The sequence below is a fragment of the Streptosporangium canum genome, from assembly GCF_900113865.1.
Classification (GTDB): domain Bacteria; phylum Actinomycetota; class Actinomycetes; order Streptosporangiales; family Streptosporangiaceae; genus Streptosporangium; species Streptosporangium canum.
On record NZ_FOQY01000026.1, the window covers coordinates 18,994 to 43,638 of the forward strand.

Sequence of the window (24,645 nt, forward strand, 5' to 3'; positions counted from 1 at the left end):
GCGGAACGCCGGAGCGTCGATAGACCCGCCGACGGACCCGTTCGCGGCAGTGCCCCTCCCCTCACGCCCGGTCCGGCCGGGCGCCCGCGACCCCAACGCCTCCCCCGATGACCGCCCCAAGGGCGGACCACGGCTCCCTCCCGGCGTCTCGCCTGACATCTTCGGTCCTGCCGGGAGCGCCCAGCCCGCGGGGCCCTCCGGATTCGGTCGGCCCGCCACGGGATCGGCCGGGTTGCCGCCGGCGGCCTCACCGCCCCAGCCCTGGAAGATGGCCACCTCGCCCGAGCGTCCCCTGCAGCAGCGGCCCCCGCGTGAGGAGCCCCCGGCCGCCTCCTCCGGCGGCGGCGACCCCCGGCAGCCGGAGGCGTCCCGTTACGAGGAGCCGCCCCGCCGGGGGCGCAGGATCACCGTCGCCGTCCTGCTCCTGCTGCTGCTCGCCGGTCTCGCCTATGCCGTGCCCGCGATCGTCATGTCCGGCAAGATGCTGCCCGGCACCCAGGTCCACGGCATCGACATCGGCGGGCTGACCGCGACCGAGGCGGCCGACAAACTCAGGGACCGGCTGCCCGGCAAGGCAGGCGAGGAGATGGTCGTCCGGGCCGCCGGCAGGAAATACTCCATCGATCCCGAGAAGGCCGGGCTGGAGTTCGACGTGGTCGCCACGATCGACCAGGCGCACAGCGGCTTCCCCGCTCCGATGGAGGTCTGGCGGGCGCTGACCGGCACCACCGAGCTGGCCCCCAAGGTCTCCGCCGACTCCGAACGCATGCGGGACACCGTCACGGCCCTGGCCAAGAAGATCGACCTCAAGGTCCGTGAGGGCGCGGTCACCTTCGAGGGCGTCAAGCCGGTGGCGGTGACCCCCCGCGACGGCCGCGAGCTGGAACAGGAGGCCGCGGCCCGCACCATCAGGACGGCCTTCCTGGGCCCCGCCGGCGAGGTCGAGCTGCCGGTCTCGGTGATCAAGCCCAAGGTGACGGCCGCGGTGGTCAAGGAGGCCGCCGCCGACGCGGGGAAGGCCCTGTCCGGCCCGGTCACCCTGACGTACGCGGGCAAGCAGGTCCAGCTCCCGGTGGAGACCCTCGCCGCCCACCTGTCCTTCGAGCCCGACAGCTCCGGCGGCATGGGGCCGGTGTTCGACGCCAGGAGCGCGGTCGCGACCGTGGAGACCAGGCTCGTCGATCCGGCCCTGGCCCCCCGCGAGCCCACCTTCCAGATCGTCGGCGCCACGCCGAAGCTGATCCCCGGCCGCAAGGGCAAGGGGATCGACGAGGACAAACTCGCCGAGTCCGTGGCCCGGATGGTCGCCGAAGGCGGCAGCCGGACCATCCCGGTGGCCCTCACGACCGTCCAGCCCCGCGTCTCCGAGGCCGAGGTGCGCAAGCTCGGCATCAAGGAGAAGATCAGCGAGTTCACCACCCCGTACGACTGCTGCCTGCCCCGGGTGACCAACATCCGCACGATCGCCAAGCTCCTGGACGGCTACCTGGTCAAGCCCGGCGAGACCTTCTCGCTCAACGGCGTCATCGGCCAGCGCGACACGGCCCGGGGCTTCGTCCCGGCACCCATGATCCAGGGGGGCCGGCTGGTCGACTCGGTGGGCGGCGGCATCTCCCAGTTCGTCACCACCATGTACAACGCGGTGTTCTTCGGCGGTCTTGAGGACGTCCAGCACATGGCGCACGAGTTCTACATCTCGCGCTACCCGGCCGGCCGCGAGTCCACCGTCTCCTGGCCCGCGCCGGACTTCCGCTGGAAGAACGACTCCAAGTACGGCGTGCTGGTGAAGACCTCCTACACGGACAAGGGCGTCACGGTGGCCTTCTGGAGCACCAAGCGCTACGACATCGAGTCGATCTCCTCCGAGCGCTACGACATCACCCCGTTCAAGAGCGCGACCGACAGCGGTCCCACGTGCATCCCGATGGCCGGCCAGCAGGGTTTCACCATCGACGTGACCCGGGTCTTCAAGCAGGACGGCAAGGAGGTCAAGCGGGAGACGAAGAAGACCGTCTACAAGCCCGAGACCGACCTCAAGTGCGTCCCGTCCACCACGCCCGCCCAGGACGAGTAGCCTCCTGAGCGGTCCGGGGGCGCGCGTTGTTCGCGCTGCGGTGGGTGGGTGTTGTGGTTCGCTCCCGTTCGCGCTGCGGTGGGTGGGTGGTGCGGCCGGCCGTCGTTGGTCGCGGTCTGGTGTTTTCAGGCCTCCGGCCTGGCGGGCGCGGTGGTTTCGGTCCTTTTATACGCCGGCCGCACCACCCACCCACCTCCGCGCACCTGTGTCTCGCCGTACGGCGTGCCCGCCGTAGCCGCTCACTTTCCGGCCGCCCGGCGGGCTCGGGGAGGCTGAAGCGATCTCCGCATGGCCGTCCAGGGCGCGCCGCCGTAGCTGAAGCGTCGCTTTCGAAAGGAGCGCACAGCTGGGCGCCAGCGATCTCCGTATGGCCTTCAGGGGGTGCCGCTGAAGCGTCGCTTTCGAAAGAAGCGCACAGTCGGGCGCCGTGGAAGATGTGAACTCTGGGCTGTTCTGTGCCGGGCAGGGCTGGCGTTGCGCTCCGGGTGGGGATGCCGGAGCCGACCGTGGTTCTCATGCCGACGTGTGGAGTGCTGCATTTATTGGATCTTTGCCGAGGTCGGAGATCTATCTACCTGGTTGCCTGGCTACGCTCAGCGCCATGATTATCTGGTTGAACGGGACCTTCGGAGCGGGCAAGACAACTACCGCCAAAGAGCTCACGCCGCTCATCCAACGGGCTCGTCTCTTCGATCCCGAGCAGATCGGTTACATGCTGGGCCACGTCCCCGATCTCCCAAGGCTCGGGGACTTCCAGCACTGGAGGCCCTGGCGTGGCCTGGTGGTGGAGACCATCGTGCAGCTCCTGGACTATGTCGGCGGTGTGCTGGTTGCCCCGCAAACAGTTCTCATCGAGCAATACTGGAAGGAGATCCATACCGGCCTGAGCAAGTCCGGCATTCCCGTCCACCACTTCGTGCTGCACACCGACCAGCGCACGCTCACCCACCGGATCGAAACCGACACCGTCGAGACCGGGGCACGGCAGTGGCGCCTTGACCATCTCGCGGACTACCACGGCGCCTTGCCGTGGCTTACCCGCGAGGCCGAGCTCGTCGATACGACCGAGATAACACCTTCCCAAGTGGCACGCATCATCGCCGGCAGGGTGGCGCAAGATCCTGAGGCGAGCAGCGTGGAGCAGTGACGGACAGCCCGCAAAGGCCGGGATCGAGGTAGGAGTCCTGAGGTGCCCAGCAGATTCCGGACAGTCGGCTCCCGCTCCCTTTGATCCCGGTCTATCTGGGCGTGTGGATTCTGCTCGCTGTGGCGCGCATCCGTCCTGTCGCCGGGCTGAAGGCGTGGTGCGGCGGATTCATGGAGGGGCTCCGCACTCCGTGCGGCCCCCGGAAGCCGATGAAATGGCGGACGGTGTGGCGCATGACCAGGCTGGGGCGGCCTCCGGTCATCTGAGGCGACCGTTTCCTCGTCAGACCTTGAGCGGGTTGATAGGCAAGAAACGGTTGGGCCAGGCCGTAGCAGCAGCAGGTCTTCCCCAGGAGCCGGATCCACAGCGGGTGGGCGACAGACCGCAGCAGTGCGACCGGGCGGCCCGCTCATCACAGGCGACCCGTTAGAAGGTAAGCACCCACGGCCCCCTGAAGAGCCCCCTGACGAGCCCCCCTGGGGCCCCTGACGGACCCCCTGAGCTGAGCGGTCTCATCTGAGCGATCTTGTCCCTTGGCCGGGTACACGGATTTTTCATGTGCTCCCTGAGGTGTCCGGCTGTGCGCTCCTTTCGAAAGTGACGCTTCAGCTACGGCGGCGCGCCCTGGACGGTCATACGGAGATCACTGGCGCCCAGCTGTGCGCTCCTTTCGAAAGCGACGCTTCAGCTACGGCGGCGCGCCCTGGACGGCCATGCGGAGATCGCTTCAGCCTCCCCGAGCCCGCCGGGCGGCCGGAAAGTGAGCGGCTACGGCGGGCACGCCGTACGGCGAGACACAGGTGCGCGGAGGTGGGTGGGTGGTGCGGCCGGCGTATAAAAGGACCGAAACCACCGCGCCCGCCAGGCCGGAGGCCTGAAAACACCAGACCGCGACCAACGACGGCCGGCCGCACCACCCACCCACCGCAGCGCGAACGGGAGCGAACCACAACACCCACCCACCGCAGCGCGAACGGGAGCGAACCACAACACTCACCCACCGCACAGAAGCGAACCGTCATCTGCAGATCGGTGAAAGCCTCAGGGCTACGGGGTCAGGACCAGGATGCGGTCGTCGCCGGGGACGGGAGAGCCGCGGCCGTCCTTGTTGCTGGTACCGATCCACAGGGAGCCGCCGGGGGCGGCGGTGACCGCGCGGAGCCTGCCGTACCGGCCCTCGAACCTGGCGGCGGGGACGCCGGCCGTGCCGTCGGCGGCGAGGGGGACCTGCCAGAGCCGGCGGCCCCGCAGCGCGCCGACCCAGAGGGAGCCGTCGGCGTAGGCCATGCCGGAGGGGGAGGCCTCGTCGGTGCTCCAGGTGACGATCGGGTCGATGAACCGGGGGGCGCCGCCGACACCCTCGACCTCGGGCCAGCCGTAGTTGCCGCCCTTCCTGATGAGGTTGATCTCGTCGAACGAGCTGGACCCGAACTCGCTGGCGTACATGCGTCCCGACGGGTCCCAGGCCATGCCCTGGACGTTGCGGTGGCCGTAGCTCCAGAGCACGTTCGCGAACGGGTTGCCGGGTGCGGGCTTACCGTCGGCGGTCATGCGGAGGATCTTGCCGGCCATGGAGCCGAGGTCCTGGGCCAGGGCGCGGTCGCCGGTCTCGCCGGTGCTGGCGTAGAGGTATCCGTCGGGGCCGAAGGCCAGGCGGCCGCCATTGTGGATCGGGCCCTTGGGGATGCCGTCAAGGAGCACGGTGGCGTCGGTCAGGCTCCGGTCGTAGCGGTAGCGCACGATCCGGTTGTCCTGGGCCGAGGTGAAGTAGAGGAAGACGTAGTGGTCCTCGGTGAAAACGGGAGAGACGGCCACGCCCATCAGGCCGCCCTCGCCGTCGGGGCGTACGCCGTCGATCTCGCCGACCTCGGTGACCTTCCCCGCCGGGGTGACCCGCAGCAGCCTGGCGGTGTCGCGCTCGGTGACCAGGGCGTCGCCGCCGGGCAGGAACGCGATGCCCCAGGGTACGGCCAGATTCTCCACCAGGGTGCGCGGCTCGCCGGAGGGGGCGGCGGCCACGCCGGAGGCGGGGGTCCGCGCCGTGCCGGCGGGAGCCGCCGAGCAGCTCGCCACCAGCGCCGCCACCAGCGCCGTCGCCAGGATGGAAGCCAGTCGTGACATTCGAATCATGCGAACCTCCTCCTTCATTCATACCGTCGTATGTGGGGGGAGGTTCCAGGACGATCCCCTGGATAATGCAGCCATGAAGATCTGGGTCCCCTCCGAAGCCGCCGTCGACGTCCTCAGTGATCTACCCGATGTGGAGTGCGTCGTCTACGACGGCACGGGTCCGGTCCCCGACGGGGCCGAGGAGGTCGAGGTCTGGGTCCCACCGCTCCTCACGGTGGCGGGCCTGCCGGAGCTGCTCGGCCGGATGTCCCGGCTGCGGCTGCTGCAGACCGTCACGGCGGGGGTGGACGCCTACCGGCCGCACCTGCCGGAGGGCGCGGTGCTGTGCAACGCGCGGGGCGTGCACGACGCGGGGACCGCGGAGTGGGCGGTGGGGGCGATGATCGCGGTGATGCGGGAGTTCCCCGGGTTCGCCGCCGCGCAGCGGGAGGGCGAGTGGACCTACCACCACACCGGTGTACTGGCCGACTCCACGGTGCTGATCATCGGCTACGGCTCGATCGGGGAGGCGCTGGAGCGGCGGCTGGACGGTTTCGAGGTGGACGTCGTCCGGGTGGCGAGGACCGCCCGGGGTGACGTGCACGGCCAGGACGAGCTGCCTGAGCTGCTGCCCCGGGCGGACGTGGTGGTGCTCCTGGTCCCGTCGACCCCCGCGACCACGGGGCTGGTGGACGCGGACTTCCTGTCGGCGATGAAGGACGGCGCGGTGCTGGTGAACGCGGCCAGGGGCGCGGTGGTGGACACCGACGCGCTGGTCGCCGAGCTGCGCAAGGGCCGGATCCTGGCCGCGCTCGACGTCACCGACCCCGAGCCGCTGCCCGCGGGGCATCCACTGTGGACGGCGCCGGGAGTGTTCATCACCCCGCACGTCGCGGGCAGCACCCCGGCGTCCGGACGGCGCCTGCTGAGGCTTCTCCGCTCCCAGCTCCTGCGCTACCTGGCAGGTGAGCCGCTCAAGAACGTGATCACCGGCTCGTACTGACCCCGATCCGCGCCGCCCTGAACCCCTGCCGAGCAGCTCTTTACCGGCTGTAATCCGTACTGTCCGGGAAAGGAATCCGGACCGTGGCTACCTCGTGACCTCGGATCCGTACGGTGATTGACTGCGACCCTGATCGCTCGCATGGTTATCAGATCGGTGACGACTACGGCGTTGTCACCCCCCGCACCGGCCGGAGAGCACACACTGACCGTGTGCCGTCGCGGAAGCGAGACGAATCGACACTGATGGGCAGACGACATTGATCCGCTGGCGTGACCCCCGGGTACCGCTGACCGCCGCTGCCGGAACCGGCGCGGTGGGGCTCGTTGCCGCTCTTCTCAGCGGTGTCTCGCCCGGGATCGTCGGAGCGGTGGCGGGTGTCGTCGCCGCCGCGATCGCCGCGGTGTCACTGTTCGCCGGGCTTCTCCGGGGCGCCGACCGGCGCAGGGCGACGGCGGTCCGGTGGTTGGCCGGCGGTTCGGTCACCTGGCTGGTCGGGGTCGGTGTGCGGCCGCTCGCGGGCGGCACGCCCTTCTCCGTGACCTTCGCCGATCTGGTGGTCCTCGTCGGTACGGCGATGCTCACCGTCGGCACCGGCCTGTCCGCCACCCGGCCCGCGCACGGACGTGCCCTGCTGCGGGATCTCGCCGACTCCTACATGTGCGCCGGCGCGCTGTTCGTGATCGGCTGGGTCCTGCTGCTGGGCCCGTCCTACCGCCAGGCCGACGACGCCGGCACTTTCGCGATCACCATCGCCCTGCCGCTGCTCTGCCTGATCCTCGCGTGCGCCGTGGGCCCGGCGGTGCTGCCGATCCGGCGGTCCGCCTGGCCGATGGGTCTGGCGGCGCTGGCCGTGCTGGCCGCCATCACGGCGTCCGAGACGGGCACCGCGCTGGCCCGCGTGAGCGGTGACGCGCCGCCGCTGCTCGGGGTGTGGCTGGCTCCGGCGGCCTTCCTGCTGCTGGCCGCGGTCCCGTGGAGCGGCCGTACGGCCCGCGTCGCGGACCCTGACGAGGAGGAGCCGTCCGTCGGACAGGCCACCTCCTGGCTGATCGCGGCCCTGCCGCTGATCCTCGTCGTGGCGGCCACCGCGGTCGTGCTCCTGCGCGTGCTCGGCGGCAGGGTGCAGGGGCCGGTCCCGGTCCTGGCCCTGGTGTCGGCGTCGATCGTCTGCGTCCTGGTGGTGCGCCTGTTCGTGGTGCTGATGGAGACGGGCCGGATGCGGCGCCTGGTGGACCTCGGCGAGCGGCAGCTCCAGGACCTGGCGGAGAGCACCGGCGACGTGGTCCTGCTGTGCGACTACGACGGCGTGGTGCGGGAGATCGGCGAGGGCGTCGAGATCACGTACGGCTACCGCCCCGACGAGCTGGTCGGCGGGACGATCTTCGACTACATCCACCCCGAGGACGCGCCCGGGATCCAGGTGGCGCTACGTGCGATGAGCCTGGACGAGGAGCCGGTCGAGGGGCCGGGCACCTGCATGATCGCCTGCCGGGTCCGGGCGTCCGACGGCACCTGGCGGCCCACCGAGTCGGTGGCCACCCGGCACGTGCGCGGCGAGGACCTGCTGCTGGTCACCACCCGTGACGTCAGCGACCAGGAGGCCCTGCGCAACCAGGTCGCCCACCTGACCTTCCACGACGGCGTCACCGGCCTGCCCAACCGGGCCTACTTCGAGGAGCGCACCCGCGAGGTGCTGGCCCGTCCGGGTGCGAGCAGCGCCGTGGTGGTGTTCCTGGATCTGGACGGCTTCACGGCGGTCAACGACTCGGTCGGCCATGCCAGCGGCGACTATCTGCTCGGTCAGGCCGCCCGCAGGCTCCGCGCCGCCGTACGGGCCGACGACACCCTGGCCCGCTGGGGCGGCGACGAGTTCGCGGTGCTGCTGGAGGCGGCGGTGGACGCCCAGACGGCGGTGGATCTGGCCGAGCGGCTGGTCCGTACGGTCTCGTCCGAGCCGTTCCGGGTGGCCGACCGCGACATCGCGCTGACCGCGAGCGTCGGGGTGGCCTTCGCCGAGGACGACGTGTCCTCAGCGGACCTGATCCGCAACGCCGACGTGGCGATGGCCAGGGCCAAGGATCTCGGCGGGCGCCGGGTCGAGGTGTTCGCCGCGCACATGCACGCCGATGTGGTGCGCCGGCTGGAGCTCGCCGCCGACCTGCAGCGGGCGCTGCTGGAGAACCAGTTCGCGATCGAGTACCAGCCGGTGGTGGACCTGGCCACCTCGCGTGTCACCGCTGTGGAGGCGCTGGTGCGCTGGTGGCGGGGGAGCGCGTTCGTGCCGCCCGAGCACTTCCTCGGCCCGGCGGAGGACACCGGCCTGATCGTCCCGCTGAGCGAGTGGATCCTGCGCGAGGCCTGCCGGGAGGTCGCCGCCTGGCGCGCGTCCTCCTGGGACATCGGGTTGTCGCTCAACCTGTCGGCCCGGCAGATCATGGCGCCGCGTTTCGTGGAGACCGTCGAGTCGGCGCTGGCCGAGAGCGGCCTGCCGCCCAGCGCGCTGACCCTTGAGGTCATCGAGGAGATGCTGGTCGAGGACGCCGACGAGACCATCACCCGGCTCTCGGAGCTGCGCCGGCTCGGGGTGCGGCTGGCCATCGACGACTTCGGCACCGGCTACGCCTCGCTGGCGTTCCTGCGGCAGCTCCCGGTGGACATGATCAAGATCGATCCGTCGTTCGTGTCCGGGCTCGGCCGGGACGAGACGCTGACGCTGCTGACCCGCACGATCGTACGGCTCGGCCACGATCTGGGGCTGATTGTGGTCGCCGAGGGCATCGAGCGTCCCGAGCAGCTCGAGCTGCTGCGCGAGATGGGCTGCACTCGGGGGCAGGGCTTTCTGGTGGCGCGGCCGATGGCCGCCCGCGGGGTCGACTCCCTGATGCGCACGAGCTTGTCCAGCCTGCACAGCGGCGTATGACGGCGTTCACCCCGCCCTGCGGGGTGAACGCCGAGGAGTGTGTCTTTCCTCACCCCTTGTCCGTTCTGTTACCTCGTTTCGCTGCCTGGACCGGGCTCGCGCCCGTATCTGTCATCTCGGACTTTGAGACTCCTGTCCCATGAATTTGACGCAGGCACACTCTGTCGGCCATGGTGGAGCCATGCATCACAGTGGGATTCTCGTAGTACTTCGCCGGCGCGCAGGCCGATAGCGAAGCACTTCGACCTGCGCGCCGCCCCAGCTCCGCCGTATCAGGTGGAATGGGGCATTTTTTATGCCGCCAAACATGCTTAGCCACACAAGGAACGAGCCGATGACCGAACAGATGACAGGTGCCCAGGCCCTCGTCAGAGCGCTGGAGCACGTCGGGGTCGACACTGTGTTCGGGATCCCGGGCGGCGCGATTCTCCCCGCCTACGATCCTCTCTACGACTCGGCCAAGGTCCGGCACGTGCTTGTACGGCACGAGCAGGGCGCAGGCCACGCGGCCCAGGGCTACGCGCAGGCCACTGGCAGGGTCGGGGTCTGCATGGCCACCAGCGGCCCGGGTGCGACCAACCTGGTCACCCCGATCGCCGACGCCTACATGGACTCGGTCCCGATCGTCGCGATCACCGGCCAGGTGGCCAGCGCCGCCATCGGCACCGACGCGTTCCAGGAAGCCGACATCTCCGGCATCACCATGCCGATCACCAAGCACAACTTCCTGGTCATCAACCCGGACGACATCCCCAGGACGATCGCCGAGGCCTTCCACATCGCCGCGACGGGGCGTCCGGGGCCGGTGCTGGTCGACATCGCCAAGGACGCGCTCCAGGCGATGACGACCTTCCAGTGGCCGCCGGTGATGCAGCTGCCGGGCTACCGCCCGGTGACCCGGCCGCACTCCAAGCAGATCCGGGAGGCGGCCAAGCTGATCGCCGACGCCAAGCGGCCGGTGCTCTATGTCGGCGGCGGCGTGCACAAGGCGCGGGCGGCGGCGGAGCTGCTGGAGTTCGCCGAGCTGACCGCCATCCCCGTGGTCACCACGCTGATGGCGCGCGGCACCTTCCCCGACAGCCACCGCCAGCACCTGGGCATGCCGGGCATGCACGGCTCGGTGCCGGCGGTCGGGGCGCTGCAGCGCTCCGACCTGATCATCGGGCTCGGGGTCCGCTTCGACGACCGCGTCACCGGGCAGCTGTCCACTTTCGCCCCGCATGCCAAGATCGTCCACGCCGACATCGACCCGGCGGAGATCTCCAAGAACCGGCACGCGGACGTCCCGATCGTGGGCGACTGCAAGGAGGTCATCTCCGACCTGATCGCCGCGGTGCGCAACGAGGACCGCAAGGGCGACTACAGCGAGTGGTGGACCCAGCTCGACGCCTACCGGGCGACCTACCCGCTGGGTTACGACGAGTTCGAGGACGGCTCCCTCGCCCCGCAGTACGTCATGGAGCGGCTGAGCGCGATCGTCGGGCCGGACGCCATCTACACCGCGGGCGTCGGCCAGCACCAGATGTGGGCCGCCCAGTTCATCGGCTACGAGAACCCGGGGACCTTCATCAACTCCGGCGGCGCCGGCACGATGGGCTTCGCGCTGCCGGCCGCGATGGGTGCCAAGATGGGCAGTCCGGACACCACGGTCTGGGCCATCGACGGCGACGGCTGCTTCCAGATGACCAACCAGGAGCTGGCCACCTGCACCATCGAGGGCGTGCCGATCAAGGTCGCGATCATCAACAACGGCAATCTCGGCATGGTCCGGCAGTGGCAGACGCTGTTCTACAACCAGCGCTACTCCAACACCAACCTGCAGACGGTCCGCCGGATCCCGGACTTCGTGAAGCTGGCCGAGGCGTACGGTTGTGTCGGCCTGCGGTGTGAGCGTCCGGAGGACGTGGACGCGACCATCAAGAAGGCGATGGAGATCAACGACGTGCCTGTCGTGGTCGACTTCGTGGTCCACCAGGACGCCATGGTCTGGCCGATGGTGGCGGCCGGGACCAGCAACGACGAGATCAAGTTCGCGCGCGACATGGCGCCGGCCTGGGACAGCGAGGACTAGCGGTGCGTGATCGAAGCGAGCCGGCAGACAGGCGCAGAGGCCCGGCGGGCGCGCGGGCGGGCCGCCGGGCGAGGAGGAAGGCATGAGCAGGCACACGCTCTCCGTGCTGGTGGAGAACAAGCCCGGCGTGCTCGCGCGCGTCGCGTCGCTGTTCAGCCGCCGTGGGTTCAACATCGACTCGCTGGCGGTCGGGCCGACCGAGCACGAGGACATCTCGCGGATGACCATCGTGGTGAACGTCGAGGAACTACCGCTCGAGCAGGTCACCAAGCAGCTCAACAAGCTGGTCAACGTGCTGAAGATCGTGGAGCTCGACCCGGCGCAGGCCGTGCAGCGCGAGCTCACACTGATCAAGGTGCGGGCCGACGCCGAGAACCGTTCCAGTGTGCTGGAACTGGTCAACCTCTTCCGCGCGCGCTGCGTCGACGTCGCCTCCGACGCGGTGACCATAGAGGTCACCGGCACGCCGGACAAGCTGCAGGCATTCATCAAGCTCCTGGAGCCGTTCGGCATCAAGGAGCTCGTCCAGTCGGGCATGGTGGCCATCGGCCGCGGCGCCCGTTCCATCACCGACCGTTCTCTCCGGGCCCTGGACCGGACTGCGTAACCCGCACGAGAAACCCGAAAGGTTAAGTAAGTGACTGAGATCTTCTACGACGACCAGGCCGACCTGTCGATCATCCAGGGTAGGCACGTGGCCGTCCTGGGATACGGCAGCCAGGGCCACGCCCACGCTCTGTCCCTCCGCGACTCCGGCGTCGACGTCCGGGTCGGTCTGCCCGAGGGCTCCAAGAGCCGGGAGAAGGCCGAGGCCGACGGCCTGCGGGTGCTCACGCCCGCGGAGGCCGTCGAAGAGGCCGACCTGACCGTGATCCTGGCGCCGGACCACATCCAGCGTCACCTCTACGCCGAGCACGTGGCCCCGAACCTCGTCGAGGGCGACGCCCTCTTCTTCGGCCACGGCCTCAACATCCGCTACGGCCTCATCGAGGCCCCCGAGGGCGTCGACGTGGCCATGGTCGCGCCGAAGGGCCCCGGCCACCTCGTCCGCCGGCAGTACACCGCGGGCCGCGGCGTGCCGTGTCTCGTCGCCGTGGAGAAGGACGCCAGCGGCAACGCCTGGGACCTCGCGCTGTCCTACGCCAAGGGCATCGGCGGCACCCGGGCCGGCGCGCTGAAGACGACCTTCACCGAGGAGACCGAGACCGACCTGTTCGGCGAGCAGGCCGTCCTGTGCGGTGGCGTGTCCGAGCTGATCAAGGCCGGTTTCGAGACCCTGATCGAGGCCGGCTACCAGCCCGAGGTCGCCTACTTCGAGTGCCTCCACGAGATGAAGCTGATCGTCGACCTGATGTACGAGGGCGGCATCTCCAAGATGTACTGGTCGGTCTCCGACACCGCCGAGTACGGCGGCTACTCCCGTGGCCCGCGCGTCGTGACGCCGGAGACCAAGAAGGAGATGCAGCGCATCCTCGCCGAGATCCAGTCCGGCGAGTTCGCCAAGGAGCTGGTGGATGAGTTCGACGGCGGGCAGAAGAAGTTCACCGCCTACCGCGAGGAGATCGCACAGCACCCGATCGAGAAGACCGGCGCCAAGCTCCGCCCGATGATGAGCTGGCTCAAGTAGCGGCGAGCCCCTCCCGGGCGGTCCCCGGGTGAACGGGCGCCTCGAACGGCGACGCCCCCGTGACGGTCATCCGTCGCGGGGGCGTCGCCGTTCCCGTCGCCGTCTCCGGTGTCTCCGGCGGCGGGCCGGGGCCCTACTTGGCGGCGAAGTCCTGGGTCCAGTAGATCGTGCCGCCGGAGTTCTTGGCCGCGCCGACACCGATGAGGGTGTACTTGCAGTTCATGATGTTGGCCTTGTGGCCCGCGCTGTTCATCCAGGAGCTCATCACGGACGCCGGGGTCTTCTGTCCGGCGGCGATGTTCTCCGCCCAGCCCGACCCGCCGGTGAAGCCGGCCGCCCGGATGCGGTCCATGAAGCTACGGCCGTCCTTGGAGGTGTGGCTGAAGTAGCCCTGGTCCGCCATGTCGGCCGAGTGGCCGTAGGCGGCCTTGCGGAGCTGCGCGTCGTGCTTGAGGGGCCGGCAGCCGCCCTTCGCCCGCTCCACGTTGACCAGCCGCACGACCTCGTTCTCGTCGGCCGTCCCCACGGTGCCGCCCGGCGAGGTCGCGGTGGGGGTGGGGGTGGGGGTGGGGGTGGGCTTCACGGTGGGGGTCGCCGTGGGCTTGGGCGTCGCGGTGGGCGTCGCCGTCGGCTTGGACGTGGGGGTGGCGGTCGGGGTGGGGGTCGGCGTGGCCGAGGGGGAGCAGGACAGCCGGGCAGCCTTGGACCTGCCCGCGTTGCCGCGGTAGTCGGTGACGACCGCGTAGTAGACGCCCGGGGCGCACGGCAGCGCGACGGTGACCCGCCCGTTGTGCCCTCTTCTGGAGGCGCTCTTGACGACCGGGTCGGGACCGGCCTCGGCGCGCTTGACACGGATGCGGACCAGCGCGGTGTCACCGCAGCCGAGCCGTGCGGCGGACGCCTGGATCTTCCCGGCGGCCGTGACGTAGGGAGCGGCCGCGTACACGCGGCACGCCGCCTGCGGGGCCGTCGCGGCGTGGGCGGTGGCCACCGGCGTGCTGAGTGCCGCCAGGCTCCCGAGGCACGCGAGTACCCCTAGCGGTCTACGCATATCGGTTTCCTCCAGTTGGGTGGACGCTGGATGGATTCCGCATTCTGTCGGGGTCAGGTACTCCCTGTCACGAAATTTCGGATATTAATTTGTGATCTAGGTAAACCAGAGTGATCAGATAGGCGTCTGGGATCGTTCCCGCCTCCACGTCTTCCCGCCCGCCTCCCCGCCGCTCCGGCGGGAAGGCGGAGCGGCGGGAAGGCAGGCGGCGGTTCAGCAGCTGACGGGCTTCAGCCAGGAGCACTCGACGTCGGCGGAGTCCTGCTGCGCCTGGCGGAGCTGGACGTTCGCGACGTCGGCCGGGGCGGTCCGGCTGAACTGGGCGAGACGGATGGCGATCTTGTCCTCGATGTCCTTGGCGGAGCCGGACAGGAACTGGTTGAGCATGACGGAGAAGACCAGGGGCTCGTTGTCCGCGCTGGTCACGTAGCCGGACAGGGAGGTGACGCCGGTCAGCGAGCCGGTCTTGGCGTGGACGTTCCCGGCGGCCGGGGTGCCGCGCATCCGGCTCCGCAGGGTGCCGCCGACCATCCGGTCGGGGTCACCGGCGATCGGCAGCGAGCCGTACCAGGTGGAGAACCAGGGCTTGGAGCGCAGCGCGAGCAGCAGGCCGGTGACGCCGCCGGGGGTGAGGCCGTCCACCCGGGACAGGCCGGAGCCGTCCCGCATGCGCAGCGTCGGCATGCCGTTGGCCCGGGCGAAGGAGGTGATGGCGGCGAGCCCGGCGCTCCAGGTCCCGGCCCCGGAGACCTTGCGCCCGATCGACTTGGTCAGGATCTCGGCGTGCATGTTGTTGCTGAGCTTCATGAACGGCACGAGCAGCTCGCTCAGCGGCATCGAGTCGCGTGCGGCCACGGTGGTGGCCCCCGCCGGGGTCGCCTCGCGGGCCGTGGACCCCAGCACCCGCACGCCGTGCTTGGCCAGCGCCTTGCGGAAGAGCGAGGCGACGTAGCCGGTGGGATCGTCGACGGTGACCCACTCGTTGTAGTCGTCCGCCACGGTCCCGGTGATCAGCACGGTGTTGGTGCTGTGCTGCCGCTCGATCAGCACGTCGGTCTCGGCCCCGGTCGTCGCCCGGTTGACGATCTTCAGGTAGTCGGTCTCGGGGGTGGTGGAGACCTTGGCGGGCTTGCCCGCGGCGTCGCCGGGGGCCACCGAGACGACGACGCTCCCGGCGTCGTAGTCGGTGTCCGGCGAGGCGGTCAGCGCGGAGATCTGCGCCGAGTAGTAGTACGGCTCGTCGTCCCAGGCCCAGTCGGTGCCGAGCCGTACCGAGTCGAACCAGGTGTCGTCGGCGACCAGCTTGCCCGTGACCACCTTGATCCCCGAGGCGGCCACGCGGGCGGCCAGCGCGTCGTAGTCGGCGGCGAGGAGGGTGGGATCGCCGGTGCCCTTGAGGTAGAGGTTCCCGGTGAGGGCCGAGCCGGCGCGGCGGCCGGTGGACAGCACGCTCGTGGTGAAGCGGAAGTCCAGGCCGAGGGTGTCGACCGCGGCGGCGGAGGTCACCAGCTTGGCGTTGGAGGCGGGGGTCAGGACCTTGCCCGAGTCCTGGGCGTAGAGCTCCTCGCCGGAGGCGGCGCTCTTGACCACCACTCCGGCTCGGGCGGGGGTCAGCCGGGCGTCGCTGAGGATCTGGTCGATGTCCTTGACCAGATCGGTGACGCCGGAGGCGGGTTCGACGGCGCTCGCCGGGGCCGAGGCCCAGGCGAGACTGGCGAGTAGGAGAGCGGAGACGGAGATCGTTGTTCGTCGCGTGGGCCGCACGGTTGCTCCCGGTGCCTAGGTGTTTGCGGAGATCATGAGGAATCGCGGGCCACGTGACAATACGGAAATGTTCGTATCTTTCGGGCCTGCCGAGCGGTCGCTTGCTGCGGTTGAATGTGCCCATGGTCACACCGGAGCCCGCTCCCGCCCTCGTCACCGTGCCGCGCGGAGTCCGCATCGGCTACGGCATCGGCTCAGTCTCCACCGCGACCTTCTCCACGGTCCCGGGATTGCTGCTGCTGTTCTACATGACCAACGTGCTCGCGGTCCCCGCCTGGATCGCCGGCGTCGTGGTCTTCCTCCCCAAGCTGTGGGACATGCTCATCAACCCCTGGGTGGGCCAGCGCTCCGACCGCACGGTCTCCCGGCTGGGCGCGCGCCGGCCGTGGATGCTCCTCGGCGCGTTCACCCTGCCCGTGGCGTTCGCGCTGACGTTCACCGGGCCGCCGCTCACCGGTGTGCCGGCCGCGCTGTACGTCGCCGTCTGCTACTTCCTCACCGCGACCGCCTACGCCTTCTACGAGGTGCCCTACAAAGCCATGGCCGCCGAGATGACCGACGACTACCACGAGCGCTCCTCGCTGCTGCAGTGGAAGATGGTCTTCGTCGGCCTGGCGATCCTGCTGTCGGGAGCCGTCGCGCCGGCCATCGCGGGCACCGAGGCCGCCGGATACCGGCTCATGGGCCTGATCGTCGGCGCGGTGCTGCTGGTGTCCATGCTCGCCGCCTTCGCGGGTACGGCGCGCGCCCCGATGGTCGCCAGGGCCGAGGCGGAGCCGTCGATCCGGGCCCAGTTCGCGGCGGCCCGCTCCAGCGGGCCGTTCATGGTGCTGCTCGGCCTGAGCTGCGCCCAGATGTTCGCCGCGGGCATCCTGCTGGCGGGCGCGCCGTACTTCGCCACCTACGTCCTGGGCGATCCCGGGATGACCACCACGCTCTTCCTGTGCATCGTCGGGCCGCTGCTGCTCACGATGCCGGCGTGGGTCTGGCTGTCCAGACGCTACGAGAAGCGCGGGGCGATGATCCTCGGGGCGGCGCTGTTCACGGCGGGCACGGCCGCGCTGGCCCTCGCCGGGGAGTTCGGGGCGGTGTACGCGCACGTGTGCGTGCTCGCCGTCGGCATCGGCTACGCCGGATTCCAGCTGCTGCAGTTCTCCATGCTGTCGGACGTGATCGTCCATGACGCGCAGGTCACCGGCAAGCGCCGCGCCGGGGTGTTCACCGGCCTCTGGACGGCCTGCGAGACCGTGGTCTTCGCCCTCGGCGCGCTGGTGCTCGGCTGGCTGCTCGGTGCGACCGGGTTCGTGGAGTCCGACCCCGGCACGCCCGTGGCGCAGCCCGAGGCGGCGGTCGCGGCCGTGCTGTACGGCGGCGCACTGATGCCCGCGCTCCTCGCCGGGATCAGCGTCCTGCTGACGACGCGCTACCCCCTCACCGCGGCGAGCCTCGCGTCCCCGGAGCCCCTCAGGTCAGCTGAGGGGTGATCACCAGGAACATGCAGTCGCCGAAGGACAGGACGTCTCCCGGCCGGACCTTGGCCGGTCCGACCAGGCGCCAGTCGTTCAGCCGGGTGCCGTTGAGCGAGCCGAGGTCGACGACGATCCAGCAGTCCTCGTCGCGGCGGAGCTCGGCGTGCACCCGTGACACGGTCAGGTCGGCCAGGACCAGGTCGCAGGCCGAGCCGCGGCCGACCACGTAGCGGGTACGGCTGTCACCGGGCAGCGCGAGCCTGGGCAGCCTGGGCCGCCGCCAGGCGGACTCCACGCGCTTGGTGAAATCGGAGGCCGAGGAGACGATCTCGGTCACCATGCGGCGGAACCGGCCGCGCTGCGGCAGGTCGGCGACCAGGTCCTCAAGCTCGCCCTGGCTGCGCGCGCGCAGCGCCATGTCGACACGGCCGAGGAAGGTCTCGTGCGACAGACGGCCCTCGACGGCGCGGTCGCGGAGCTCGTTGATCGCACGATCGCGGTCCCCGTCGGACGCGCGGGACGGGGGAGGCGGCGAGCTCATCTCCCGAGTATCAGCCCCCGGGGCGGAACCTGTCCAGAATATGCGGATCTCTGGCCCGGCTTGCCGTGACCATACTGAGTATGCATACTCAGTATCCATGGCGATCCGACAAGGGCTCCTCGCCCTGCTGAGCCAGGGGCCCCGCTACGGCTACCAGTTGCGCACCGAGTTCGAGGCGTCCACAGGGGCGGCCTGGCCGCTCAACATCGGCCAGGTCTACACGACGCTCTCCCGCATGGAACGCGACGGCCTGGTGGCCCCCGGCGAGCAGGACGACCAGGGCCGGGTCGTCTACACGATCACCGAGGCCGGTCGGGCCGAGATGGAGCGATGGTTCGGCACCCCCGTCGCCCAGTCCGACCGGCCCCGGGACGAGTTGGTCATCAAGCTCGCGATGGCGGTCACCGCCGCCGCCGACGTGCGGCCCGTCATCCAGGCCCAGCGCGTCGCGACCATGCGCACGCTGCAGGAGCTCACCCGCGCCAAGCGCGCGAGCGTGGAAGGCCCCGCGCAGCGGCTGGTGCTCGACTCGATGATCTTCCAGGCCGAGGCCGAGCAGCGCTGGCTCGATCACTGCGAGGCCGTGCTCACGGCCTCCCCCCAGACGCAGGAGAGACAAAGATGAGTTTCGATCCGGTCGTACGGCTCGCGGACGTGAGCCGCGTGCACGGTGACGGGCCGCAGGCCGTGGCGGCGCTGCGGGAGGTGAGCCTGGACGTCGCCGCCGGGGAGCTGGTCGCGGTGATGGGGCCGTCGGGCTCCGGCAAGTCCACCCTGCTCAACCTCGCCGGCGGCCTCGACCGGCCCACCTCGGGCGAGGTCGTCGTGGAGGGCAGGCCGCTGTCCGGCCTGTCGGCCAAAGACCTCGCCGGGCTCCGCCGCCGCCACGTCGGTTACGTCTTCCAGGATCTCAACCTGATCCCGTCGCTGACCGCGGTGGAGAACGTCATGCTCCCGCGCGAGCTGGACGGCGTCAGGATGGGGCAGGCCCGCCGGGAGGCGATGGCCGCCCTTGAAGAGGTCGGCCTGGCCGGGGTCGCCGGGCGTTTCCCCGAGGAGATCTCCGGCGGCCAGCGCCAGCGGGTGGCGATCGCCCGCGCGCTGGTCGGCGAGCGGCGGCTGATCCTGGCCGACGAGCCCACCGGCGCTCTCGACACCCCGACCGGCGACGACGTCCTGCAGTTGCTGCGTGCCCGCTGCGACGCGGGGGCGGCGGTCCTGCTCGTCACCCACGAGCCGCGCTACGCCGGCTGGGCCGACCGGGTGGTCTTCCTGCGCGACGGCGAGATCACCGACTCCACTCTTCCCCTGGAGAGCGCCCGATGAGCGCCCTCCTCGCCGCGCTGCGGATCTCCCGCAGAGGCATCGGCCGTGCCAGGGCGCGCAGCGCGCTCATCATCGTCATGATCGGCCTGCCCGTCCTCGCCATCACCGCCGTGCTCACTTTCGGCGCCACCGAGGAAATCCGCCCCGAGGAGCGGCTGACCATGGACCTGGGCTCGGCCGACGCCAAGCTCACGGACGCCAGGAGCACCCAGCCGATCCGGCAGGACGAGGCAGGCCGGATATGGAGACAGAAGGAGCGCGACAGGCCGCCGCGGTCCCGGGCGGACATGCAGGCCCTGATCGGGCAGGGAAGCCGGATCATCCCGATGAACCAGAGCTTCGGCGAATTCTGGGCGGGGGACGGCTACGCCATCGCGGCGGTCCGGGAGGTGGACCTGCGCGACCCGATGGCGGGCGGCATGTTCCCGCTCGTCCGGGGGCACTACCCGCAGGCGGCGGACGAGGTGGTCGTCGTCGCCTCGATGAAGGCGGCCGTCGGTGAGACGCTCCGCTACAGCCGCGACGACGTGCCCAAACGCGTGGTGGGGAAGGTGGTCCGGCAGCCGTTGAGCGACGGCAACACGATCATCGGGCTGCCCGGCTCCATGATCCCCGCCACGGCTACGTCCGTACCGCTGTCCGTACCTGGCGCCGACCGATTCTGGCTGGTGGACGCCCCCGGACCGGTCACCTGGAACGAGACGCTCCGGCTCAACCGCGCGGGTGTGGCCGTGGAGTCGCGGGCGGTGCTGGAGGATCCGCCGCCCGCGGAGATGATGCCCCAGCCGGCCGGCGGACAGATCTTCACCTCTTTCAGGGGCATGACCATCCTCACGGTCGTTCTCGGGGTGATCCTGGTAGTGATCGAGGTCGTGCTGCTGGCCGGTCCCGCCTTCGCCGTGGGCCTGCGCCGCCGCCGTGGGGAGCTCGCGCTCATCTCCGCCCAGGGCGGCTCGGCCCGCCACCTCAAGCTGGTCGTACTGGCCGACGGGCTGACCCTGGGATTGGCCGCCGCGGTGCTCGGCGCCGCCCTCGGGATCGGCGTCGCCAGGGGAATCGTGTCCTACATCGGGATCTGGCCGGCCGGCGCGCTGGGGCCGTTCGAGGTGCCGTTCGGGCGGATCGCGCTGGTCGCGGCGCTCGCCGTGTTCAGCGGGCTGGCGGCGGCCGCGGTGCCTGCCGTACAGGCCGCCAGGGTGGACGTGGTGGCGGCGCTCGCCGGACGGCGGGCCGAGCCGCGCAACCGCGCCGGGTGGCCGCTGCTCGGGCTGGTCCTCCTGGTGGCGGGGGTCGGGGCGATGGCCTTCGGGGTCCGCTCGTCCAGCGCGGTGATGTTCTTCGGTGGGGTGCTCGGGCTGCTCGGCATGGTCATGGTGGCGCCCATGCTGGTCCGGCTCGTCGGAGGGCTTGCCGGAGGGCTCCCGCTGCCCCTCCGGCTGGCAGCCAGAGACGCCGCCCGCAACCGCGGCCGTACGGCTCCCGCCGTCGTCGCGGTGCTGGCCGCGGCGGCGGCGTTCAGCGCGGTCGCCGTCGAGGTCGCCAGCGACGCGAGGCTTGCCGAGAAACACTACCGGGCGCTCTATCCGATCGGCACCACGGCGATATACGGAGCCGACGTGACCGAGGAGTCCTGGAGGAAGATCCGGCCGATCGTCGGCAAGACGCTTCCCGGCGTGCCGCTGCTGGAGGCCTACCATCCCGTCGACGCCAAGGGGGTGACGGTGAACTTCCACCCGCGCGACGGCCGCGTCGGCTGCCGCAGCTGCATGACGTGGACAGGGCCGCTCGGCGAGCTTCCGGCGGGCGGACCCGGCCTGCTCCGCCTCCTGCTCGGCCGCACCGACCTGGCGGCCGAGGCGGCACTGGCGGAGGGGAAGGCGGTCCTCTTCGATCCCGGGACGGTCAGCGACGGCCGGGTCCGTCTCGATGTCTGGTCGCAGACCACGGACAAGGTGAAGCCGCGGGTCGTCACCGTGCCCGCGGTGGCGGTCACCGTCCGGGGACCTTCCCTTGTGACCGGCGTGATGCCGGTCGGCGCGATCACCAAGGCCGGGCTCGCTCCCCGGCTGAGCCACCTGATCGTCGATCCAGCGGTCGCCGTGCTCACCCCGCAGCAGCATCAAAGGCTCAGCGGGCCGGTGCGCGCCGTCACATCCAAGGTCGCGGTCCAGACCGAACGGGGAACCATCTCCAACAGGGACGACAGGAACGACAACGTCATGTGGATCATGGCCGCCTTCGCCTCGGTGGTGGCACTCGGCGGCACGTTCGCCGCCGCGGGGCTGGCCGCGGCCGACGCCCGGCCCGACCTCGACACGCTCTCGGCGGTCGGGGCGCGGCCCGGGACCCGCAGGCTGGTGGCGGCCGGGCAGGCGGTGTTCGTCGCGGGTCTCGGCGTGCCCCTGGGGCTGCTCGCCGGCCTGGTCCCCGGGCTCGCGATGGCAGGCCAGAGGGCCCTGGAGCGCGATGCCGTACAGGGAGTCGGGCTCAACGGGGTCCTGTACGGGAAAGTAGGCCTCGTCCTCAGCGTGCCCTGGCCGGCGCTCCTCGCCGTGGGGGTCGGCCTGCCGCTGGCGGCGGCGCTGATCGCGATGACGTTCGCCGGGACCCGGGTCACGCCGGTCCGGCGGACGGGATAGCCGGCAATCGCCTGCCATCAGGGGTGCGTCCCTGACGGCAGGCGGGTTCCGCCGGTTCAGCCGGTGACGTCGGCGCAGACCACGTGGGCGCAGAGCTCGACCATCCGCTGCTCGCTGCGCGCGTCGGCGACCCGGGCCATGAGGATCGGCGCCTCGCTCGCCGCGAGCTGCGGCAGCCGGGCGCGGACCCCGCGGTGGATGTCCCTGACCACGTCCTCGGCGGCCGACATGTGCACCTTGACGTGCAGCATGATCCCCGGCGCGCCGGAGGAGGTGCGGGCCTCGGAGATCCACACGTGGTGGACGAGCGGGTAGTCGGCGAGCACGTGCGAGATCGCCACGCGCAGCGCGGGCAGGATCGGGTGCTCGCACCGCCGGTAGCCGGGGTCCACCATCTGCATCGGCCCCGACAGGTGGGGGCGGGGCGCGGGGATCCACGGCTGGGCGGGCGCGGCCGGCACGGAGGCCCGCTGCGGACGCGAGGCCGGGAACTCCGGCGGGCGTGCCACCGGGGTCTCCGGCGGGCGCGAGACCGGGAACTCCGGCCGGCGCGCGACCGGGGTCTCCGGCGGGCGTGCCGCCGGGTACTCCGGCTGGTGCGTCACCGGGGGAGTCTGCGGGCGCGAGACCGTGGCCATCGCCCCGGTCGCGTACGCGGTCAGGGCCACGCCCGACAGCGCCGGCGTGGGGCCGGTGCGGGTCGACCGCAGGTAGCGCTGGAGGTCCTCGATGGGGACGGCGGCCGCCGCCGGTCCCGCCGCGTCGATCACGATTTCCCGCACACCGGTGACGCGCTGGATGTCGAGGATGGTGTCGGCGTCGCAGGCCGACAACGAGTGGTTGCCACGGTGCCGTGCGTAGGTGCTCGCGGAGGTGTATCCGAGCAGCACCCGGTCACCCGCCTGCGTCGTGCCGAGCACGACGGAGCGGTCCGGTCGCACGGCAACCAGGAGTCCCCATTCGGCGAGCGCCGTCAGCAGGCGGTGCGGGCCGCCGTGCTGCGCGAGCACATCGCCGAGAGCGGGGTTCCCGATGCTCATATGAGGAACGATAGGTAGGGGACCACGGCTTATGAGGGTAATCGTGAACTTTTGCCAGTAGCAATACCAAGTTGAATTTTCTGCGCATGGATGCGTCAGGGATGGGTACCCCCGATGGCCCGTCTCGGATCGCGGGACACTCGTGAACGCGTTCACAAGCGCCGATAGACTACGTGAGGTCCGTGCAGCTCCTCCACGTCTCAAAGGATCTAGCCTGTGAACAAGCCCGTCGTACTGGTCGCCGAGGAACTCTCCGAGGCCGGTCTCGCGGTCCTGGGCGCGGACTTCGAAGTCCGCCACACCGATGGCGCCGACCGCGCCCAGTTCCTGCCCGCGCTCGCCGACGTGGACGCGCTCATCGTGCGCAGCGCCACACAGGTGGACGCCGAAGCCATCGCCGCCGCGCCCAAGCTCCGGGTCGTCGCCCGGGCCGGCGTCGGTCTGGACAACGTGGACGTGGAGGCCGCCACCAAAGCCGGCGTCATGGTCGTCAACGCGCCCACCTCCAACATCACCAGCGCCGCCGAGCACACCGTCGCGCTGATCCTCGCCTCCGCCCGCAACGTCGCCCAGGCGCACTCCGCGCTCAAGGGCGGCGAGTGGAAGCGCTCGAAGTACACCGGCATCGAGCTCGACGAGAAGGTCGTCGCGATCCTCGGCCTCGGCAAGATCGGCCAGCTCGTCGCCCAGCGGCTGCAGCCGTTCGGCGTCGAGCTGATCGCCTACGACCCCTACCTGCAGCCGGCCCGCGCCGCGCAGATGGGCGTCCGCCTGGTGTCGCTGGAGGAGGCCCTGCGTGAGGCCGACTTCATCACCGTGCACCTGCCCAAGTCCAAGGAGACCATCGGGCTCATCGGTGACAAGGAGCTCCACACGGTCAAGCCGTCGGTGCGCCTGATCAATGTCGCCCGCGGCGGCATCATCGACGAGAACGCGCTCTACTCGGCGATCAAGGAAGGCCGCGTCGCCGGAGCCGGCATCGACGTCTTCCCCAAGGAGCCCGTCACCGACAGCCCGCTGTTCGAGCTGGACCAGGTCGTCGTCACCCCGCACCTGGGCGCCTCCACCCACGAGGCCCAGGAGAAGGCCGGCACCCAGGTCGCGCGGAGCGTGAAGCTCGCCCTCGCCGGCGAGTTCGTGCCGGACGCGGTCAACGTCCAGGGCGGCGCCGTCGCCGAGGACGTCAAGCCGGGCCTGCCGCTGGCCGAGAAGCTCGGCCGGGTGTTCACCGCCCTGGCCGGCGAGGTCGCCACCAGGCTCGACGTCGAGGTCCGCGGCGAGATCGCCTCCCAGGACGTCCGCGTGCTGGAGCTGGCCGCCCTCAAGGGCATCTTCACCGACGTGGTCGAGGACTCCGTCACCTACGTCAACGCCCCGCTCCTGGCCAAGGACCGCGGCGTGACCGTCGAGCTGGTCACCAGCTCCGAGAGCCCCGACTGGCGCAACGTCGTCACCGTCCGCGGCGTCCTCGCCGACGGCCGCACGGTCTCGGTCTCCGGCACCCTGTCGGGCCCGCGCCAGATCACGAAGATCGTCGAGGTCAACGGCTACCAGATGGAGATCGAGCCGACCGACCACCTGTCGTTCTTCACCTACACCGACCGTCCCGGCGTCGTCGGCGTCGTCGGCCGCATCCTCGGCGACCACAGCATCAACATCGCCTCGATGCAGGTGGCCCGCGACGTCAAGGGCGGCAAGGCCCTCATCGCGCTGACCGTCGACACCGGTATCCCGGCCGACGTCATCGACCAGATCGGCGCCGAGATCGGCGCCGACAGCGGCCGCTCGGTCGACCTGGCCGACTAGCCTGTCTCCACCGAACGGCTGCCGCCCCGCCCGCCGGGGCGGCAGCCGTTCGGTG

At 70.7% G+C, this 24,645-nt stretch carries 17 protein-coding genes; 12 read left to right on the top strand and 5 right to left on the bottom strand.

Going from position 1 to position 24,645, the window contains the following annotated elements; all coding sequences use genetic code 11:
• Positions 1 to 268 precede the first annotated feature (268 nt).
• Both BM085_RS29965 and BM085_RS29970 read left to right on the top strand, forming a co-directional pair.
• Positions 269 to 2,074, top strand: coding sequence for a VanW family protein (locus tag BM085_RS29965; RefSeq protein WP_093890227.1), 1,806 nt, complete (start codon positions 269 to 271; stop codon positions 2,072 to 2,074).
• A 601-nt stretch (positions 2,075 to 2,675) separates the two neighbouring features.
• Entirely contained in the window at positions 2,676 to 3,221 is a 546-nt protein-coding gene (locus BM085_RS29970; protein ID WP_093890298.1) for a P-loop nucleotide/nucleoside kinase family protein, read from the top strand.
• A gap of 1,047 nt (positions 3,222 to 4,268) precedes the next feature.
• On the opposite strand, the gene BM085_RS29980 is transcribed toward BM085_RS29970, so the two are convergent.
• The gene (locus BM085_RS29980) at positions 4,269 to 5,351 is read right to left on the bottom strand and encodes a PQQ-dependent sugar dehydrogenase (RefSeq protein ID WP_093890228.1); all 1,083 of its coding nucleotides are present in this window, start codon (positions 5,349 to 5,351) and stop codon (positions 4,269 to 4,271) included.
• A gap of 73 nt (positions 5,352 to 5,424) precedes the next feature.
• On the opposite strand from BM085_RS29980, the gene BM085_RS29985 reads away from it, so the two are divergent.
• The 5 genes from BM085_RS29985 to ilvC all read left to right on the top strand — a co-directional run bounded on the left by BM085_RS29985 (position 5,425) and on the right by ilvC (position 12,954).
• On the top strand, positions 5,425 to 6,333 hold the full coding sequence (locus BM085_RS29985) for a 2-hydroxyacid dehydrogenase (protein WP_093890229.1): 909 nt from the start codon (positions 5,425 to 5,427) through the stop codon (positions 6,331 to 6,333).
• Between the two features lie 370 nt (positions 6,334 to 6,703).
• Positions 6,704 to 9,256, top strand: a complete 2,553-nt coding sequence (locus BM085_RS29990) for a putative bifunctional diguanylate cyclase/phosphodiesterase (protein WP_245789777.1) — start codon at positions 6,704 to 6,706, stop codon at positions 9,254 to 9,256.
• Positions 9,257 to 9,563: 307 nt separating this feature from the next.
• A complete protein-coding gene (locus BM085_RS29995) occupies positions 9,564 to 11,327 on the top strand; it encodes an acetolactate synthase large subunit (RefSeq protein WP_093890230.1) in 1,764 nt (587 codons plus the stop codon).
• 82 nt (positions 11,328 to 11,409) lie between these two features.
• Entirely contained in the window at positions 11,410 to 11,934 is a 525-nt protein-coding gene (gene ilvN / locus BM085_RS30000; RefSeq protein WP_031171868.1) for an acetolactate synthase small subunit, read from the top strand.
• A 39-nt stretch (positions 11,935 to 11,973) separates the two neighbouring features.
• Positions 11,974 to 12,954, top strand: coding sequence for a ketol-acid reductoisomerase (ilvC, locus tag BM085_RS30005; RefSeq protein ID WP_093890300.1), 981 nt, complete (start codon positions 11,974 to 11,976; stop codon positions 12,952 to 12,954).
• A 133-nt stretch (positions 12,955 to 13,087) separates the two neighbouring features.
• On the opposite strand, the gene BM085_RS46975 is transcribed toward ilvC, so the two are convergent.
• Both BM085_RS46975 and dacB read right to left on the bottom strand, forming a co-directional pair.
• Positions 13,088 to 14,005 (bottom strand): CAP domain-containing protein, encoded by a 918-nt coding sequence (locus BM085_RS46975; RefSeq protein WP_093890231.1) that lies wholly within the window; start codon positions 14,003 to 14,005, stop codon positions 13,088 to 13,090.
• 213 nt (positions 14,006 to 14,218) lie between these two features.
• Complete coding sequence (gene dacB, locus BM085_RS30015) at positions 14,219 to 15,769, bottom strand: D-alanyl-D-alanine carboxypeptidase/D-alanyl-D-alanine endopeptidase (RefSeq protein WP_093890232.1); 1,551 nt, start codon at positions 15,767 to 15,769, stop codon at positions 14,219 to 14,221.
• A 122-nt stretch (positions 15,770 to 15,891) separates the two neighbouring features.
• Here dacB and BM085_RS30020 point away from each other — a divergent pair, with 122 nt between their 5' ends.
• Positions 15,892 to 17,253, top strand: coding sequence for an MFS transporter (locus BM085_RS30020; protein ID WP_177245352.1), 1,362 nt, complete (start codon positions 15,892 to 15,894; stop codon positions 17,251 to 17,253).
• On the opposite strand, the gene BM085_RS30025 is transcribed toward BM085_RS30020, so the two are convergent.
• Positions 17,234 to 17,779, bottom strand: a complete 546-nt coding sequence (locus tag BM085_RS30025) for a DUF1707 and FHA domain-containing protein (protein ID WP_093890234.1) — start codon at positions 17,777 to 17,779, stop codon at positions 17,234 to 17,236. The two genes, BM085_RS30020 and BM085_RS30025, sit on opposite strands and share 20 nt — an antisense overlap.
• A 97-nt stretch (positions 17,780 to 17,876) precedes the next feature.
• Here BM085_RS30025 and BM085_RS30030 point away from each other — a divergent pair, with 97 nt between their 5' ends.
• Genes BM085_RS30030 through BM085_RS30040 form a run of 3 tightly spaced genes read left to right on the top strand, consistent with a single transcriptional unit; the run spans position 17,877 to position 21,744 of the window.
• The gene (locus BM085_RS30030; RefSeq protein WP_093890235.1) at positions 17,877 to 18,404 is read left to right on the top strand and encodes a PadR family transcriptional regulator; all 528 of its coding nucleotides are present in this window, start codon (positions 17,877 to 17,879) and stop codon (positions 18,402 to 18,404) included.
• A complete protein-coding gene (locus tag BM085_RS30035) occupies positions 18,401 to 19,105 on the top strand; it encodes an ABC transporter ATP-binding protein (protein WP_093890236.1) in 705 nt (234 codons plus the stop codon). The genes BM085_RS30030 and BM085_RS30035 overlap by 4 nt, the downstream gene beginning before the upstream one ends.
• Positions 19,102 to 21,744, top strand: a complete 2,643-nt coding sequence (locus BM085_RS30040) for an ABC transporter permease family protein (protein ID WP_093890237.1) — start codon at positions 19,102 to 19,104, stop codon at positions 21,742 to 21,744. Before BM085_RS30035 ends, BM085_RS30040 begins: the two co-directional genes overlap by 4 nt.
• A 56-nt stretch (positions 21,745 to 21,800) precedes the next feature.
• Here the strand turns inward: BM085_RS30040 and BM085_RS46980 are convergent, their stop codons facing one another.
• Entirely contained in the window at positions 21,801 to 22,784 is a 984-nt protein-coding gene (locus tag BM085_RS46980) for a hypothetical protein (RefSeq protein WP_093890238.1), read from the bottom strand.
• Positions 22,785 to 23,000: 216 nt separating this feature from the next.
• Between BM085_RS46980 and serA the strand changes: the two genes are divergently transcribed.
• Entirely contained in the window at positions 23,001 to 24,590 is a 1,590-nt protein-coding gene (gene serA, locus BM085_RS30050) for a phosphoglycerate dehydrogenase (RefSeq protein ID WP_093890239.1), read from the top strand.
• The last annotated feature ends 55 nt before the right edge of the window (positions 24,591 to 24,645 follow it).

What these genes read in the sequence shown, in the direction of transcription:
- BM085_RS29965 (WP_093890227.1), top strand. Translation starts at nt 269, where the DNA reads ATGGCCACCTCGCCCGAGCGTCCCCTGCAGCAGCGGCCCCCGCGTGAG.
- BM085_RS29970 (WP_093890298.1), top strand. Translation starts at nt 2,676, where the DNA reads ATGATTATCTGGTTGAACGGGACCTTCGGAGCGGGCAAGACAACTACC.
- BM085_RS29980 (WP_093890228.1), bottom strand. Translation starts at nt 5,351, where the DNA reads ATGATTCGAATGTCACGACTGGCTTCCATCCTGGCGACGGCGCTGGTG.
- BM085_RS29985 (WP_093890229.1), top strand. Translation starts at nt 5,425, where the DNA reads ATGAAGATCTGGGTCCCCTCCGAAGCCGCCGTCGACGTCCTCAGTGAT.
- BM085_RS29995 (WP_093890230.1), top strand. Translation starts at nt 9,564, where the DNA reads ATGCTTAGCCACACAAGGAACGAGCCGATGACCGAACAGATGACAGGT.
- ilvN (WP_031171868.1), top strand. Translation starts at nt 11,410, where the DNA reads ATGAGCAGGCACACGCTCTCCGTGCTGGTGGAGAACAAGCCCGGCGTG.
- BM085_RS46975 (WP_093890231.1), bottom strand. Translation starts at nt 14,005, where the DNA reads ATGCGTAGACCGCTAGGGGTACTCGCGTGCCTCGGGAGCCTGGCGGCA.
- BM085_RS30020 (WP_177245352.1), top strand. Translation starts at nt 15,892, where the DNA reads ATGGTCACACCGGAGCCCGCTCCCGCCCTCGTCACCGTGCCGCGCGGA.
- BM085_RS30025 (WP_093890234.1), bottom strand. Translation starts at nt 17,779, where the DNA reads ATGAGCTCGCCGCCTCCCCCGTCCCGCGCGTCCGACGGGGACCGCGAT.
- BM085_RS30030 (WP_093890235.1), top strand. Translation starts at nt 17,877, where the DNA reads ATGGCGATCCGACAAGGGCTCCTCGCCCTGCTGAGCCAGGGGCCCCGC.
- BM085_RS30035 (WP_093890236.1), top strand. Translation starts at nt 18,401, where the DNA reads ATGAGTTTCGATCCGGTCGTACGGCTCGCGGACGTGAGCCGCGTGCAC.
- BM085_RS30040 (WP_093890237.1), top strand. Translation starts at nt 19,102, where the DNA reads ATGAGCGCCCTCCTCGCCGCGCTGCGGATCTCCCGCAGAGGCATCGGC.
- BM085_RS46980 (WP_093890238.1), bottom strand. Translation starts at nt 22,784, where the DNA reads ATGAGCATCGGGAACCCCGCTCTCGGCGATGTGCTCGCGCAGCACGGC.